This is a genomic window from Cytobacillus eiseniae (genome assembly GCF_017874625.1).
GTDB classification, from domain to species: Bacteria; Bacillota; Bacilli; order Bacillales; family Cytobacillaceae; genus Cytobacillus; species Cytobacillus eiseniae.
This window is the reverse complement of the sequence record NZ_JAGIKZ010000012.1, coordinates 21,717-37,779: the sequence shown is the minus strand read 5'-3', so window position 1 is coordinate 37,779 and position 16,063 is coordinate 21,717. Positions and strand designations below refer to the sequence as shown.

At 37.8% G+C, this 16,063-nt stretch carries 16 protein-coding genes; all 16 read left to right on the top strand.

From position 1 onward, the window contains the following. The first annotated feature begins 10 nt into the window (after window positions 1–10). Entirely contained in the window at window positions 11–910 is a 900-nt protein-coding gene (gene pstC, locus J2Z40_RS11490) for a phosphate ABC transporter permease subunit PstC (RefSeq protein WP_066400545.1), read from the top strand. Between the two features lies 1 nt (window position 911). Beyond that, complete coding sequence (gene pstA, locus J2Z40_RS11485; RefSeq protein WP_066400546.1) at window positions 912–1,736, top strand: phosphate ABC transporter permease PstA; 825 nt, start codon at window positions 912–914, stop codon at window positions 1,734–1,736. Between the two features lie 14 nt (window positions 1,737–1,750). After that, window positions 1,751–2,575 carry a phosphate ABC transporter ATP-binding protein PstB gene (gene pstB, locus J2Z40_RS11480; RefSeq protein WP_083954060.1) on the top strand — a complete coding sequence of 275 codons (825 nt, stop codon included), beginning with the start codon at window positions 1,751–1,753 and terminating at the stop codon, window positions 2,573–2,575. A gap of 580 nt (window positions 2,576–3,155) precedes the next feature. Beyond that, complete coding sequence (locus J2Z40_RS11475; protein WP_066400547.1) at window positions 3,156–3,617, top strand: flavodoxin; 462 nt, start codon at window positions 3,156–3,158, stop codon at window positions 3,615–3,617. 194 nt (window positions 3,618–3,811) lie between these two features. Next, a complete protein-coding gene (locus tag J2Z40_RS11470) occupies window positions 3,812–4,768 on the top strand; it encodes a DUF2268 domain-containing putative Zn-dependent protease (protein ID WP_066400550.1) in 957 nt (318 codons plus the stop codon). Window positions 4,769–5,420: 652 nt separating this feature from the next. Continuing rightward, a complete protein-coding gene (gene cpaB / locus J2Z40_RS11465) occupies window positions 5,421–6,203 on the top strand; it encodes a Flp pilus assembly protein CpaB (protein ID WP_066400551.1) in 783 nt (260 codons plus the stop codon). 76 nt (window positions 6,204–6,279) lie between these two features. Beyond that, entirely contained in the window at window positions 6,280–7,446 is a 1,167-nt protein-coding gene (locus tag J2Z40_RS11460; RefSeq protein WP_066400552.1) for a CpaE/TadZ family protein, read from the top strand. 25 nt (window positions 7,447–7,471) lie between these two features. Next, window positions 7,472–8,848, top strand: a complete 1,377-nt coding sequence (locus tag J2Z40_RS11455; RefSeq protein WP_066400553.1) for a TadA family conjugal transfer-associated ATPase — start codon at window positions 7,472–7,474, stop codon at window positions 8,846–8,848. After that, window positions 8,826–9,752 carry a type II secretion system F family protein gene (locus tag J2Z40_RS20105; protein ID WP_066400558.1) on the top strand — a complete coding sequence of 309 codons (927 nt, stop codon included), beginning with the start codon at window positions 8,826–8,828 and terminating at the stop codon, window positions 9,750–9,752. Before J2Z40_RS11455 ends, J2Z40_RS20105 begins: the two co-directional genes overlap by 23 nt. A 4-nt stretch (window positions 9,753–9,756) precedes the next feature. Further along, window positions 9,757–10,692 carry a type II secretion system F family protein gene (locus J2Z40_RS11445; protein ID WP_066400559.1) on the top strand — a complete coding sequence of 312 codons (936 nt, stop codon included), beginning with the start codon at window positions 9,757–9,759 and terminating at the stop codon, window positions 10,690–10,692. Between the two features lie 318 nt (window positions 10,693–11,010). After that, on the top strand, window positions 11,011–11,214 hold the full coding sequence (locus tag J2Z40_RS11440; RefSeq protein ID WP_066400560.1) for a hypothetical protein: 204 nt from the start codon (window positions 11,011–11,013) through the stop codon (window positions 11,212–11,214). Between the two features lie 82 nt (window positions 11,215–11,296). After that, entirely contained in the window at window positions 11,297–12,697 is a 1,401-nt protein-coding gene (locus J2Z40_RS11435) for a VWA domain-containing protein (protein ID WP_066400561.1), read from the top strand. 56 nt (window positions 12,698–12,753) lie between these two features. Continuing rightward, window positions 12,754–13,149: a TadE/TadG family type IV pilus assembly protein gene (locus tag J2Z40_RS11430; protein ID WP_066400562.1), complete on the top strand. Its 396-nt coding sequence runs from the start codon at window positions 12,754–12,756 to the stop codon at window positions 13,147–13,149. Beyond that, a complete protein-coding gene (locus J2Z40_RS11425; RefSeq protein ID WP_066400564.1) occupies window positions 13,146–13,799 on the top strand; it encodes a pilus assembly protein TadG-related protein in 654 nt (217 codons plus the stop codon). The genes J2Z40_RS11430 and J2Z40_RS11425 overlap by 4 nt, the downstream gene beginning before the upstream one ends. 87 nt (window positions 13,800–13,886) lie before the next feature. Then, window positions 13,887–15,215: a hypothetical protein gene (locus J2Z40_RS11420; RefSeq protein ID WP_066400566.1), complete on the top strand. Its 1,329-nt coding sequence runs from the start codon at window positions 13,887–13,889 to the stop codon at window positions 15,213–15,215. 57 nt (window positions 15,216–15,272) lie between these two features. Further along, window positions 15,273–16,058, top strand: coding sequence for a hypothetical protein (locus tag J2Z40_RS11415; RefSeq protein WP_066400568.1), 786 nt, complete (start codon window positions 15,273–15,275; stop codon window positions 16,056–16,058). Window positions 16,059–16,063: the final 5 nt, after the last annotated feature.

Sequence of the window (16,063 nt, the reverse complement as noted above, 5' to 3'; positions counted from 1 at the left end):
GGAATGCTGAATGTCAGCCCTACCTGAAAAAATGGGAAATGCAAATAAAAAAAAGTACATATTAGAGGGTTTATCATCAAAACTGTTCCAATTTTGTGCACTTATTTCGGTTATCAGTTTATTGTTAATCGTCGGTTTTGTTTTTTATAAAGGCTCTCTGCCATTTGTTGTAGATGGATATAGCTTTATTGACTTTTTAACGGGAGTCGATTGGGTGCCAAGCGAAGAGAAATTTGGAATCTTACCTATGATTGTTGCATCTGTGTATGCGACAATCGGTGCCTTAATTATTGGAGTTCCAGTTGGATTGTTTACCGCGATATTTTTAGCGGAAATTGCTCCAAAAAGAGTAGCGAAGTTCATTTCACCAGCCGTTCAGCTGCTAGCAGGGATTCCTTCTGTCCTTTATGGGGTTTTTGGACTGGCGATTATCGTTCCATTTTTACAAAATGTTTTAAACTTACCGAGAGGGCAAAGCTTATTGGCAGTTATACTTGTGTTGGCGATTATGATGCTTCCAACAATTGTGACAGTAGCCGAAACTGCCATTCGCGCAGTGCCGAAAACCTACCGTGAAGGTTCATTGGCGCTTGGAGCCTCTCAAATAGAAACCATATTTAAAGTGGTTGTTCCAGCGGCAAAATCAGGAGTAATGGCTGCGATTGTTTTAGGAGTAGGAAGAGCAATTGGAGAAACAATGGCGGTTATATTAGTAGCAGGAAATAGTTTAATCATTCCGACTAGCCTAACCGATAGTCTTCGTCCGTTAACAACGAATATTGCATTAGAGATGGGCTATGCATTTGGTTCACACCAAAACATGCTATTTGCAACAGGGATTGTTTTATTCTCATTTATTCTAATATTAAACTTTGTTTTAGCAAAAATTAGTGCGAAGGGTGAGAAATAAGTTGAGAACGCTAAAAGATAATATATTGCGTGGATTCCTTTGGTTTGCGGCATTCTTAACCGTTGCCATCCTTGTGACGATTGTTGGATATATTTTTATGAAAGGCTATCGTCTAATAAACTTTGACTTCATTTTTGGCGATTATTCGCCTACAGGCCATGGTGGGATTTGGCCGATGATCATTACGACGATTTATACGATTATCATTTCTCTAATTATTGCTACTCCGATCGGGATTTTCGCAGCTGTATATTTGCAAGAGTATGCAAAACAAGGTCGATTAGTTAGAATGATTCGTTTTGCAACAGAAAGCTTAACAGGGATTCCATCAATTATCTATGGATTATTTGGAGCGGTTTTCTTTGTAACTACATTGAAATTAGGTATGTCCATTATTTCAGCTTCCTTAACTTTAACGATTATTGTATTGCCAGTGATCATTCGAACGACAGAAGAATCGTTAAAAACAGTTCCTAATACTTACCGTGAAGGCTCTCTTGCTTTAGGAACGACGAAATTACAAACGTTATATAAGGTAATTTTACCAAGTGCGATGCCTGGGATTTTATCCGGAATCATTCTCTCTATCGGAAGGATTGTTGGAGAATCAGCTGCAATCTTTTTAACTGCAGGTACGGTAGCAGCGATGCCAGAAGGGATCTTCTCATCAGCAAGAACTTTAACTGTCCACTCTTTCTTAGTTACACAGGAGTCAGGTGATATTGAACTTGCTTCTGCTGTTGGGATTGTATTAATTGTTATTATTTTAGTGTTGAACCTATTGGCCACATTTATATCGAAAAAACTAAATAAAGCAAATTATTAATTGAGGTGTCTAACATGAATTCGATAGAGACTAAATTGAATAAAGCACGGACAGGGAAAATAACACCTATAAAGCAAGATTCTGAAGAAAAGGCAATTATCAGTGTAAGGGATCTTAATTTGTTTTATGGAGAAAAGCAGGCACTTTTCTCCGTATCAATGGATATTCAGGAAAAAGAAGTGACTGCTTTAATCGGGCCTTCTGGGTGTGGGAAATCAACGTTTTTACGTACATTAAATCGCATGAATGATCTGATTGATAGCGTCCAAATTAATGGTGACATTGTGATCGACAATGAAAATATCTATCAAACGAATGATGTAATCAAATTGAGAACGAAAGTAGGAATGGTATTCCAAAAAGCCAATCTATTCCCAATGAGTATTTATGATAATGTGGCATATGGGCCAAGGATGCAAGGGTTAAAAAATAAAAAGGAATTAGATAAAATTGTAGAAGAAAGCTTGCGAGGGGCGGCTATTTGGGATGAAGTAAAGGATCGGCTAAAAACATCTGCACTAGGCTTATCAGGCGGACAGCAGCAACGCATTTGTATTGCCCGTGCGATCGCTATGAAGCCAGAAATTATTCTTATGGATGAGCCAACTTCAGCATTGGATCCCATTTCAACATTAAAGGTAGAAGAATTGATCGAGAAAATGAAGAAGGATTTTACGATTGTCATTGTTACACATAATATGCAGCAGGCTGCACGTATTTCAGACAAGACAGCCTTTTTCCTAAATGGAGAAGTGATTGAGTATGAACAAACAGATAAAATTTTTTCAATGCCAAATGACCAGCGAACAGAAGATTATATTACAGGAAGATTTGGTTAATACACATTTATGTTTCAAGTTCTACTACATAGTGGCGGTGTTTAATAAAGTAGTTCTGGTAAAACAGATAGAGCATTCAAAGTAGCAGCAAAAAAAGCAATAGCTATAAAGAACCGCATGGATTTAGTGTGAAAATCCATGCGGTTCTTTATATTTTAGCATGACACGATTTCGTTTGTGGACACTGGGTACGTTATTGTTCTAAATCATGCCAATTCGGAGAGGTTTCGGACACAGAGTGCGCTATTTGCTAAAAATGAGGTGAAAATGACACTGTTTTAGATAAATAACGGAACGTGTGTCCGATAAAAGCATGAAAGTGCAATGATTATAGCAAATAGCGGAATGTGAGTCCTAACATAATATTTTTGCATACAGCATCGCAAAGATAGAAAATCCCATTGCTATTATATACTAAAGTTTGAATTCATTGATATAACAAGGATGCTGCTTTTTAATTAGAAATTAAATGCAAATTGATACAGATCAATTTATATAGGAAGATCCACGCCTATACTTTATTAGTAACGTGAAAATAATGAAAAAAGATAATTCTTCACTTATAAGGGAGCGTGAAAAGATGAATACAATTATAGTTTACGCGAGTATGACTGGTACGACAGAGCGAATGGCCCGTACTATTGCCAATGAGTTAATGAAGGAAGGGGATAAGGTAGTTATTAAAGATGCAATAGAAGCTTATGCGGAGGAATTAAAATCTTATGATCGTCTCCTTATGGGCAGCCATACATGGGGAGATGGGGAGCTATCCGATGAAATAATTGGCTTCTATGAGGAATTAATTCACACTGATTTAACAGGGAAACTGGCTGCCGCTTTTGGACCTGGGGATTCCACCTATGCACAGTTTGCAAGAGCGGTTGATATTTTGGAGGATTCTTTAAAGAATCAAGGATGTGAAATCATTGCAGAGGGATTAAAGGTTGATTGTTGGCTAGAGGATGATCAGTCGATGGAAGAGAAGAGTATTTCTTTTGCAAGAACAGTCATTCAATCTTCAAGGCTGCATAGTTTTGCGTAAATTGCTTCTCTTTTTGCTAAATTGAGTTTGAGCTACTTTTAGTTTTCAAGATTTTGTCTGAGCTTCTCTTACTTTATAGAGAAGTTTTTTTGTGAATAGAGTCTTTTTTAACTTGTGGAAAATTCAAAAAATAGCAAACATAGTGATATACTATTAGTAGAATGGAATATTTTTCAATATTTAGGGGGAAGCAAATGAAAAAGATCATACTATTCATAGTTATTATGTTACTCGCTAGTTGTTCAACTGATGATGCACATTCTATCCCAGAGGATACAAATATTAAAAATGTCTCAATTGAAAAGCTAACCATTAATAATCAAGAATTTGAAATTATTCCTACTTACAGCTACTACTTAGATTATATTGCGGAGCAACAGAACAGCAATATAAGTAAAAATGAATCGTTCTTAAATCATGTTGTTACTCCAGTCAGTAATGAAATTTATGGAAATAGTTATTCACTTAATGGAAATTACCACTTTGCTACACCAAGGAGTATTAGTGTGTTAAATGAGTATATCAGTCAATTAGTAGAAAAGCATGGAGACATTATACGTTTCCTAGAAGAGGGTTTAACCGACTCTTCAGACATGCTTCCTGGCGGTAATTATAAAATTTTTCTAACACCCTATAATCCAGATGAAAGCTCATTATATATGCAAGGGGTTGCAGGATTTGCTGATGAAGGATTAATCGTTCTTCAAATAGATCCAAATGTATTTACAGGTGCTAGCCTAAAAGAAACAGTTGCTCATGAATATCATCATACGGTGTATATTGAGTTCTCTGACTATGAAACTCGTCTTCACCACTTAATCGATCGTGTCATTATGGAGGGAAAGGCAGATACTTTTGCAAAAGCGGTATACCCTGATCACTCGCCCCTTTGGATCGAACCTCTCAGTCCAGATACAAGTAAAGTAGTTTGGGCTTATATTAAGGAAAATAAATATTCGTACAAATATGAAGATATCATCAATCTCTTTTATGGAAGTGTTGCTGACGGTTTGCCACGTTGGTCAAACTACAAAATGGGTTATCACCTAATGGAAAGCTTTTTATCAAACAATCCGGATATGTCAGTTGAGGAATGGACCTTTATTCCTGCGACAGAGATTATTGAAGGGACTGAGTTTAGTTTGAAGTAAGCTGAATATCTGAACAGAGGACATAGACTGAATTGATTAGTTTCCCTCAATTTATCATCCTACTACTTGATATACTTTGTATAAAATAGTGAGGCGGAGAAATAGGATCACTCGCTTCATTTCATGAATAAATATGAGGATAATTTTCTTATTTTTCTCTCTGATGGATAAAAAAGAACATGATCGAGCATTCGATCATGTTCTTTTTTTTGACTTTTCCCTCACAATAACGGGTAGTAAGACCCTTAATGTAAAGTGTTAGAGAATACGAATGATCGATAAATAAGGATCAACTCCCTCCACTGATATAAGCTACCATTTTAAAAAAGGTAAAAAATAGTTTAATAGACCCATAAAATGTAATAAATGTAACAAAGTGTGCATCTTTGTAATGAATGATTAACGAATATCTATCTCATTTCCTGTATGAGAGTAATGCGATTATCATGGAAAATAATCTCAAATGCAAGATATATCTAGGTATTTAATTATAGACAAGATTCGACTTTCTCATTCGTAAGTTTGACGAAAATGTGAACGCGTGATAAAAATGATTTAGTTAAATATAGGAAAACCTACTAGTTATCTGTAAAAAGTGAAGTGTAAAAAAGGATAAGAAACTGAAATAAATATTTAGGAGAGAAGATGCTGGATGTTAGAGTCAAAAAGAAGAGCAATCATATTTATTTCGATTTCATTAATTCTAGCGTTGATTGCCGGATATATGTTTTTACAGAAGGTTAATGAATTGAATGCAAATTTAGGCGGAACAACAACTGTGTATGTAGCGAAGGAAGATATCAATTCGAGAACAATTATTAAGCCAGATATGGTGGAAACTGTCGACCTTCCGAATAAGTTTGTCACAGAAGCACATGTGAAAAATCCGAAAGACATTACAAATAAAGTATCTATTGTTCCTTTATCAGCGGGCGATATGGTTACATTGAATCTCCTAAAGCCATTTTCTGAAGTTGGAGACCCTAATCATCGTTTAATTGCCCTTTTTGCGAATGAAAGAGTATCGTTCGATCAGGAACTTGATGACCTTGATCGCGTTGATATTGTAGTTTCACAGCAATTTGAAGGAGAACCGAAAACAGAAATCTTTATGACAGATGTCCATGTATTCCGCGTGGATAAAAGCAAAAATGAATTTAGGGGTATCGCATTGGAAGTAACAAAAGAGGAAGCTCCTAAGTTAATACATATGCAAAATTATGCAGATAGCATAAGAGTATTAAAGGCAAATGTAGGCAAAGAAGACATATTAGAACAAACAGAGGAAAAGCCAGTAGAAAAGGAAGCGGAGAAAGAGGTCGAAGTAGAAAAAACAAATCCGCCGCCAGATCCAGCAGCTAATGCAGAGCAGCCTCCAGCACAAGATGTTCCAGCAGAAGGGCAGAATGAGAATACGGAGCAACAGAACAATTAACTAGAATACTAGATAGGTAGTAATTTATTTTAAGAAAATGTAATCGGAAGTATATAAATGGTCGGAGGTACAGAATATGGGTACAGAAAGCAGTATTCTGCTTGTTAGTGATGATAAACAAATAAGTGAGCAGATTATGCAGCAGGCATTACAAATGTATCCCAACTTACAGCAGGCTGCTCCTTCTGAGGTGAAAAAGGAAATTGATCGACTTTCTCCTGATGTAGTATTGCTAGTTAACCCAGATGATGAATCGGGAATTGAGCTTGTTCAATACATACATAGTGAGTATCCGAATATCATTATTGTTTTTATTGCGAAACAGCAGGATTTTCTGTTGCTGCGTGATGCATCAAGAGCAGGTTCAACTGATTTCTTTATCCTTCCAGATGAATTGAGCCAGTTCAGTGACAGGATAGAAAGAATCCTTCTAATTGCTAAAGAGCAAAATGCGAAGAATGAAAATAGCTTGATCGCTCCTCAAGGGGGCCTACGACGAGGAAGGGGACAAATCTTTTCTTTCTATAGTGGAAAAGGTGGCAGTGGATCAACCCTTCTATCTAGCACGTTTGCACAAACACTTAAATTAGAATCAACGGCACAGGTGTTATTCATTGATATGAATTTACAATTTGGCGGGGCAGATATGTATTTAGGAATTGAAAGTAATCGTTCATTAGCCGACTTAAGGCCCGTTATTAATGAATTAAATGAAAATCATATAAGAAATGTTAGTGAGAAAGAGCCTTTTTCGAAAATGGAAATCCTATTAAGTCCTCGAGATGCAGAAATTGCAGAAAGCTTAAATGAAGATTTCTTTACAAAATTATTGCGTGCATGTAGACGAAGCTATGATTTTGTTATTGTCGATTTGCCTTCAACAATGTCGGCAAATACATACGTTGCTTTAGAGGAAGCAGATCAAATCTATTATGTTATGAATCTTGATACACCTTCCTTTCAAGTATTTAAACATGTAGAAGATTTATTCAAAAGGTTAGGAATGGACACAGAGGGACGGCTACAAATTGTTGTGAATCAAAAAGGAAGAGAAAATGAGCTTACCCCTTCAGATGTAAAGAACTTTATCACTTCTCCTGTTGGAGCTGAAGTGAGAAGGGATATAAAGGGTGTTCAGACATTTATTAATAAAGGTGAACCGCTTCGAAAAGCTACTAAAGAAAAGAAACTCATCCCGATGGCAAAAGATATTCGGAAGTGGGTCTTATCTATTCTGAAATAGGCATGGGAAAGGAGGCCAACCACTTATGTCATTATTTAATCGTTCAGAAATAAAGAAACCTGATACGAGCAAAGAATCACAAGTAAGCTATTCTACTTACGATAGTCCTTATATAGAAGAATTAATCGAGCATTATAAAGCAAGACTTTTGCGTGAAACGAATCTTGAACAGTTGACAAGTCTTACTCAAGGGGAAATGCGGTTAGCGATTGAACGATTAATTAGTCAATTTATGACAGAGGAGAAAGTGATCATTTCTCGACGGGATAAAGAGATCCTGCTAACTCGCTTAATTGATGAATCAGTCGGTTTTGGCCCCTTAGAACCTCTGCTTCAAGATGATGAAATAACTGAGATTCTTATTAATGGTCACAATGAAGTATACATCGAGAAAAAAGGACAATTGCAATTAACAGGCTTGCAATTCCGTGATGAAGCACATGTAAGGCATATTATTGATCGGGTTGTTGCGCCATTAGGCAGACGAGTGGATGAGAGTTCACCAATGGTCGATGCCAGATTACTTGATGGGAGCCGGGTGAACGCTGTTATTCCTCCTGTCAGCTTAAATGGAACCTTAATTTCTATAAGGAAATTTAGAGCTGACCCATATAAAATGAGCGATCTTATTGATTTTGGTTCTTTGAATGAATCAATGGCTACATTTATTGATGCAGCGGTCTTTGCGAAAATGAGTGTTCTTATTTCTGGAGGAACAGGTAGCGGGAAAACCACGTTATTAAATGCTTTGGCACGAGCAATCCCTGGCAAGGAAAGGGTTATTACAATTGAAGACTCTGCAGAATTAAAGCTTGATCGACCAAATGTAGTCGGCATGGAGGCGAGACCTCCAAACGTTGAGGGATCAGGTGAAATTACGATTAGACAATTGGTTCGAAATGCTTTGCGTATGAGACCCGATCGGATTATTGTCGGTGAGGTGCGTGGGGCAGAAGCATTTGACATGCTTCAAGCAATGAATACAGGACATGAAGGCTCTCTTACAACCGTCCATGCGAATTCGCCATTAGACGCATTAAAGCGTGTGGAAGGGATGGTCATCATGGCAGGAATGGATTTGCCATCGAAAGTGATAAGAGAATACATTGTTGGTGCAATTGACCTTATTGTCCAAGGGACCCGCCTTCCAGATGGACAGAGAAAGCTCGTATCCATCTCAGAAGTGGTTAAAAAGCCGAGTGGAGAAGCAGAAATTCACGAAATCTTTAAATTCAAACGAACAGGTATTGATTCAGACGGAAAGGTGTTAGGCTATTTTGCACCAACAGGAATTGTACCTAATTGTTTAGAAAGATTACAGATTTTTGGAGCAGATATTAATGAGTCCATTTTCCAGGCTGAGGAAGAGGTGAAGAATAGTGACTATATCTATTCTTTATAGTCTAGCCGTCCTCTTCTGTCTCTGGGGTGTATATAATCTACTAGGTTTTCGCACAGCAAAGAAGGAGTGGCGAAATAAAGTAAGCAAATGGTTTGGGAATAGAAAAACAAGGAAAAGCTTCATTCTTATCCTTGGTGATAAATTTGACCAAACAAAATTTGGGCTGAAGGCCATTTATCAATTAAAGCGGGCAAATATTCACCTAATGGCCTCAGAGTTTTATGGAATTTTATTATTTGGAGCAATCGTTACATCCTTTCTCTTGAATAATTTTTTTGGAATTAGTTTTCCTATTAATATCCTTATTTCTGTCATTTTAATGGATGTTAGCAGGCGTGTGCTCTTTCTTATTAGAAAGAACAAATTTCAAGAAAGAATGAATGATCAGTTACCAGAGATTTGTCGGATTCTTGCAAACTCAACAAGATCTGGAATGACGTTGACACAAGGGATTGGCATAGCTGCTCAAGAATTGAATGAGCCGGCGAAGGAAGAATTTCAAAGACTGTCTGGTGAATTACAGCTAGGTGTTGATTTTAGCCGTGCTTTGAGGAATTTACAAAAAAGAATTCCATCTAGAGAGTATCAGTTATTTATTGCCTCATTGTTAATTCAAAAGCAAGCAGGAGGAAATATGCATGCGGTATTGGATGAAATGGGTCAAACACTTGAGGAAAGAAAACTGCTATTACAGGAAATAAAGACAATGACAGCTGAACAAAGATATGTCGCTTATATTGTCCCTGTTCTGCCCATCTTTCTACTATTAATTATGAATAATGTAGTAGATGGATTTCTAGATCCTCTATTTTCAGGAATAGGGATCGTTCTACTTGTCTTATTTTTAATTGGTACATTTTTATCTTTCTTCTTAGTAAAAAAAGTGACCAATATAAGGGTGTAATTGAATGGATGGATTGATCTTAATTAGTGTCATCATAAGCTTGTCATTATTTGCTCTTAGTTTAAAGTTCTTTTACGATTATTTACTGGAAAAACAAGAATTGAAACAGCATATCCAGGAAAAAGTGATTGTTGATCGATTTGATATTAAGAAAAGGAAAACAAGCAGAGAAAGAATGCTTGAAAAAACATTCTATTATGCAGATGATTTTTCTGCAATTGGCAATCGCGTCAATTTTTTTAGTGAGTCCCACGATGTGGAAAGGTGGCTCATGCAGGCAAGTTATCCTTATAGCTTAACTGTTGAACGCTTTCAAGGACTTAAAATATTCATGTTGCTTGTTGGCTTTATTCTAGGTGTTTTGATGATCATTATTCGTTTTCCTTTGTCCCAGTTCATGGTACTTATCTTGCCTTTGACCGGCTATTTTCTAACGATCTTTTGGTTAAAGGGAAAGGCGAAGAGAAGGCAGGATGAGCTTGGATTTGTTCTGCCAGACTTCTTAGATACGGTAAGTGTGACTCTTCAAGCAGGCCTAGGATTGGATCAAGCATTAAGAGACATCGTTCCGTATTTTCAAGGGCCAGTTGGTGAAGAGTTTTCTCGGTTTAATCAGGAAATTGATTTAGGCGTACCTAGAGAGCAGGCATATAGAAGAATGCTAGAAAGAAATGATAATCTTGCTTTTCAATCGTTAATTAAGTCTTTGATACAAGGATCTCGTCTAGGGGTGCCAGTAGCAACAACTTTTAAGATACAAGCAAATGAAATGCGGCAGATGAAGAAGGAAAAGGTGAAGGAAATAGCCGCAAAGGCATCGCCAAAAATCACCTTAATTACATCTTTCATCGTAATGCCAACTGTCATGATATTAATCGGAGGCTTACTCATTTTGAATATGTTTACAGGTGAAGATAGTTTATTGAACATGTTTAAGTGATCAAGGGCTTACGCTTTTAATGTCTAGCTGTAGCGCCTATCGCCTATCAAACTTCAGGTCACCTCCCTACGATAAGTCAACATCGGTTCGCTGTCGCAAACCGTGTTTCCTTTATCTCAGTCGATGCCCTTCCAGTTTGTACGGCGATGACCAAGGCGCTTACGCTTTTCAATGTCTAGCTGCAGCGCCTACCCCCTCGAGGTCACAAGCCAATCAGTCCAGAAGGTTAAAGAACAACCTTCTAGCCAGCTTGTCTTGTGCTTGTCGGGGGTGACCAAGGCGCTTACGCTTTTCTAAATTGAAAGGAGGTGTGGAGTGATGCTTAAAAAGCAATGTGTGAAATATTTTGTTAAGTATAAAGGCCTTCTTCAAAATGAAAGAGGTGCACAAACTTTAGAGTGGGTTGCAGTAGGAGCAGTAGTTGTAACAATTGCTGCATTATTAGGTACAGCATTTAAGGATAGCACAGGCATTTCTGATATTGTTACTGCAATTATTACAAAGATAAAAGATAGTATTTAATTAATTGGAAGTACTTACTTAATGGTGGTAATTGAACTATTCAATTGCCACTATCATTTTTTCTGAGGAGTGTTTGTTCTTTATGAAGATACGAGGTCATGTGTTCATAATGATCCTGCTACTAAGCTGTTTCCTTTTAACTGCTTGTAGTGAAAAAAAGGAATCAGATAGTCAGCCAGATACGAAAGAAGAGGATCCGTTAACACAACTAGAAGACGAGGACGTAGTAAAAAATGAGACTGCTACTATAGAAGAACTTATTGCAGAGCTACCTAGGCCAACGATCACTGCAGCAGAATTTATAAACGCTGTCCCAGGAAGGTTTTCTGGAAAAAGATATGATGATCTGTCTTCAGAAGAACAGACTGAAATCGTAAATATCTTAAAGGAATTGCCTCAGGTTGGTGATCAGCCAACAGAGCAAGAAATGGAATTATATTGGCGGAAATCCCTTTCTCTTTTTCACGAGGATTATCCTAATCCTGCTGACGCTCTTGATGATGTAAATATTGAAGCGTTTGGAAGTCCTGAAATAGAGGATGAGCGCTATCAATTTAAAGAACAGCTAAATGTTGAAATCATTCTTGATGCAAGTGGAAGTATGGGAAATGTGATTGATGGAAAAACGATGATGGATATTGCGAAAGAATCGATTAATGAATTTGCTGCTTCACTGCCTGAGGGGACGAATATGGCTCTTCGTATTTATGGGCATGAAGGAACAGGAGCAAATAAGGACAAAGAGCTTTCCTGTAAAAGCAATGAGCTAATTTATGAAATGCAATCATTTGATCAGAACTTACTTAATCAAGCATTAAATGGGGTAAAGCCAGCTGGCTGGACACCTTTGGCAAATGCGATTGAACTGGCCAAAAATGATTTGTCTCAATATGACAGTGAAAGTAATACAAATATTGTTTATTTAGTTAGTGACGGGATTGAGACGTGCAATGGTGATCCGGTAGCTAAAGCAAAGGAATTAGCGGAATCCGCTATTCAACCAATTGTTAATGTCATTGGCTTTGATTTGGATGCAAAGGGACAGCAGCAGATGAAAGAAGTAGCTGAGGCTGCAAAGGGGATTTACAATAATGCTAGAAATCAAGAGGAATTAAAACAAGAGCTGCAAAAGGCAAAAATGATTGCGGAAAAGTGGCAGGCATGGAAGAAGGATGCAACCTATACTGTACAAATGAATAGAAATGATCAATTTCTTAAGAATATCCCTTCCTTCAATATTGAATGGAGCGAGGCGAATGGGAATGAAGATATGAATATTCTTCAGCCATTAAGAGCACTAAGGGATGAAGGGCATATAAGCAAAGCAGCATTTCAGCTTTTATCTGACAAATCAAGTGAAAGATTCAGTAAGGCAATCGAACTTGGTAAGCAGATTGAGTTAGATTTGCGAAATATAGCTGATCAAAATCTAGAAACTGCGAAAGAAGAAATTAATAAAAAATACGATAGCAATATTGAATAGAGTGATCGCTTTCATTTTTTACAATCGTATCACTCTAGTAATAAGGGGTCGATCAGATGTTCCAGATAAAAGAGAGAATACGAGAAGAAAAAGGGTCCTTTACTTTAGAGTTTTTAATGGTTTTGCCTTATTACCTTTTTTTCTTCCTCCTCCTTTGGCAGGCAGTAGCCTCTGGAATGACAATTATGCAGGCGCAATCCGCAGTAAATGAAGCAGCAAAAATTTATGCCATCACCGAAAGGATAGATGAAGCAAGAGATGCTGCTAAAACAGCGATTGGCCATAGTGACATTATGACGTTTGATGATTTTGATATTCCACCACATCCAGGAAGTAAAGAATTTGTTGCAGAAGTTAAATTAACGCATGGGCTAGTTTTTGTTCCGAAAGAATGGCGGAAAGTAGCGTCTATGCAGCTGACTCATTCGGCAACTGGCAGGGTATTAAAATGAAGAAATATATAAAGAATGAACGTGGCAGTGGGGTTATCCTAACCATTTTTAGCTTTGCAATAGTCGGAATCATGCTAATAATCGTGCTAAACGTCGCAATGGTATTTACAAAAAAAGAACAGGCTTCAATCGCAGCAGAGCATGCTAGCTTAGCGGCAACAGGCATTGTATATGAGAAAGTCGACAATGTTGTGAATACACATGAAAAAAAGGTTGTCATTGGGATAGATGAAGATGGGAATGAAATCATAGAATACGAGCCGCTACTAGATAAGGTTCTTGCTATGGAAAGTGCCATTTATGCGTCTAGCCCAGGCATCTCTAGTAATGAAGCTTACATTCAGGCAGTGAATCAGGTGCTATCAAGTGAAATCCCCGATGATGAAGATCTGCCTAGTAAAATAACTGCTGCATTAAATTCCGCTAAAATGTCCATTTCTCCTATTGTTCAACATATTATTGCTGAGAATTATGGCAAAGAAACAGACTATGAATGGAATTTTCTTCATGGAGAAAATCGTATTGAAGTCATTGCAAAGTCAGAGTTCGAGGCTGTTAATCATAATGGAATCACCTTTGGCAGTGATAGTGATATCCCACAGAGGGGAATTGGGCCGGTTATTTCATTTATTGAGCAGTCTGGTTGGTAAGAAATGAGTAGTCGAGACTATTTAAAATGCGTAGGCGATAAACAAGGTGCTTCCTCATTTCTAATAGGAAAGGAGTAAATGGATTAGATGAGAAAAAGGAGCAAATTATTTCTTAGAAGAATTGCTGCTGGATTTATGGCAGCCTTTATTGTTGTAATGAGTTTCTTGCCTGTTGTTTCCTTAGCAGCAGGGAATTTTCAAACTGGGAACTTTACACCGGGGAACTTTAATTCTGGAACATTTTCAACTGGATCCTTTTCTCCAGGGAATTTCACCCCTGGAACCTTTACGCCAGGGACATTTGCCCCTGGAACCTTTACTCCGGGTACGTTTGCTCCTGGAGAATTCTCTCCTGGTGACTTTGCCCCTGGACAATTTACCCCAGGCCAGTTTGCTCCTGGAGAATTTAATCAAGGAGAAACGAGTCAAGGTCAATTTACACCTGGTACAACTACTCCTGGAAATTTCACAGATGGCGGTCCATCAACTAACCCTGGGGAGGGAAGTGATGGAAACTACAATCCATCACCATTTAATCCACCTGGTATAGACCTTCCTGGCAATGTTGAGCATCCAAATGGAAACCCTGGGAATTTTGATCCGAATGGGATCGATCAAGGGAACCCGAAAGATAGCGAATCTCCAAGATTCCCATTTGAAGATGACCCAAATTATAATACAATTAAATTTATTACAGATAGCCTGGTTTTTCCAGCAATTGAAGGGCTAGACAAACATACATTAGTAGATATTGATTGGGATAAGTATGGACAGGATTTCCATTCTAATTTGTCTCAAAGTATTGTAAAGAATCAATTAGGCGATATGTTTAAAGATGATTCACTTTTAAGTGGTATTGGCAATCTAGGGTTAGATGTCTGGTCAGGTGTTGATCATGCAAAGCATTTAGGTGAATTTTTTAATTCCTGGACAGATATTAAAAATGCTTGGAGTGCAGCAACTACTGGAGGAAGCTTTAGTGGTGCAGCTTCAAATGCTGGTTCTTTTATATCAAATGCAACAAAATCCTTTGATATGGGGACTGGTATTGCGGGTAAAGCAGCACCTTGGATGGCAGCGATCAGTACAGGGATATCAGGGGCAGAAACAATTATGAACTTTGCTAATGGCAACAATGTGGATGGCTTTGCTAGCCTTGGTGAAACATTAATGTCAGGAGCCGTTGTTTTATCCGCAACTGGAGTTGGTGCCCCAGTCGCTGCAGGTGTTGCCGTTGTTGGTGGACTGTTATGGACTGGCGCAATGGTAGTTAAGCATAAGGATACGATTGTGAAAGCGGCTAAGAAAGTCGGTGACGGAATTAAGAAGGCAGCGAAAGTAGTTGGTGATACTGTTAAAGGCGGCATTGATGCTGTTAAATCTGGATTTAAAAAAGTAGCAGGCTGGTTCGGATAAAAGAAAGTGTATAAAAGGCCCCTATTGATAAGGGGCCTTTCATGGAGGTTTGAATACATGATTAGAATGGATAATATTCCAGAGCATATTAAAGCATCATTACAATCATTTTATAAGACTAGTGAAAAACCAGATGTTTTTCCATCGAAATTTCAAATTGACGGGGAACTGTACTATTACTTTGCATTTGCCCCTGCGGCAGAGCAGCTAATTATGAGAGAAGATGGGGGGGTTCCTCGTTTTCATCAAGTGCAAAGAGAAGCGCTTATATTTAATAGCTACAATACATCAATCGAGACAATCATACATATCGGTAATAAATGGGTGAAATCAGGTAAAAAGGGCAAATATGAGAAACTGAAAAGTATCTTACATGATTTAAAAGACAAATTGCCAGTAGACCTAGCTAATGCCTATGAAACATATCTAATGACCGCGGATACGATTCTTGAAAATCAAACAATAATTGATCAATCTGTCAAAAGAGCAAAAGCAATTTGGGACCGAACGAATGCAGAGGAGCTTGCCACAGAGCAAGATCAAATCGAGATGAGAAAATGCATTGTTGAGATGACTCGTGCCGCATACAAACAGAATGAGATTCAGTTAAGAACGGAGAATGAACGAGAGATTGTGTGGAAGTACGTTTCATCCAAACGCTGGTCAATTGGCCTCGGACAATATTTGAAATTAATGCCCTATCAAAAAAATATGATGAAAAATACACCAGAAAATAGGAAGGAAGCAGAAGAGCTAGGGAAAATGGTGCTTGGGGATGACCTTCCACTTGAGCAGCATGAAAATGCAAAAGCAGTATGGGAAAAGCTTCGTAACCCAAGATAGGAGGG

Bases quoted from the DNA above. Each gene is read 5' to 3' on its own strand.
- J2Z40_RS11445 (WP_066400559.1), top strand. From the start codon at position 9,757: ATGGATGGATTGATCTTAATTAGTGTCATCATAAGCTTGTCATTATTT.
- J2Z40_RS11420 (WP_066400566.1), top strand. From the start codon at position 13,887: ATGAGAAAAAGGAGCAAATTATTTCTTAGAAGAATTGCTGCTGGATTT.
- pstC (WP_066400545.1), top strand. From the start codon at position 11: ATGTCAGCCCTACCTGAAAAAATGGGAAATGCAAATAAAAAAAAGTAC.
- cpaB (WP_066400551.1), top strand. From the start codon at position 5,421: ATGTTAGAGTCAAAAAGAAGAGCAATCATATTTATTTCGATTTCATTA.
- J2Z40_RS11425 (WP_066400564.1), top strand. From the start codon at position 13,146: ATGAAGAAATATATAAAGAATGAACGTGGCAGTGGGGTTATCCTAACC.
- J2Z40_RS11435 (WP_066400561.1), top strand. From the start codon at position 11,297: ATGAAGATACGAGGTCATGTGTTCATAATGATCCTGCTACTAAGCTGT.
- J2Z40_RS11415 (WP_066400568.1), top strand. From the start codon at position 15,273: ATGATTAGAATGGATAATATTCCAGAGCATATTAAAGCATCATTACAA.
- J2Z40_RS11470 (WP_066400550.1), top strand. From the start codon at position 3,812: ATGAAAAAGATCATACTATTCATAGTTATTATGTTACTCGCTAGTTGT.
- J2Z40_RS11460 (WP_066400552.1), top strand. From the start codon at position 6,280: ATGGGTACAGAAAGCAGTATTCTGCTTGTTAGTGATGATAAACAAATA.
- J2Z40_RS11430 (WP_066400562.1), top strand. From the start codon at position 12,754: ATGTTCCAGATAAAAGAGAGAATACGAGAAGAAAAAGGGTCCTTTACT.
- J2Z40_RS11455 (WP_066400553.1), top strand. From the start codon at position 7,472: ATGTCATTATTTAATCGTTCAGAAATAAAGAAACCTGATACGAGCAAA.
- J2Z40_RS11440 (WP_066400560.1), top strand. From the start codon at position 11,011: ATGCTTAAAAAGCAATGTGTGAAATATTTTGTTAAGTATAAAGGCCTT.
- J2Z40_RS11475 (WP_066400547.1), top strand. From the start codon at position 3,156: ATGAATACAATTATAGTTTACGCGAGTATGACTGGTACGACAGAGCGA.
- pstB (WP_083954060.1), top strand. From the start codon at position 1,751: ATGAATTCGATAGAGACTAAATTGAATAAAGCACGGACAGGGAAAATA.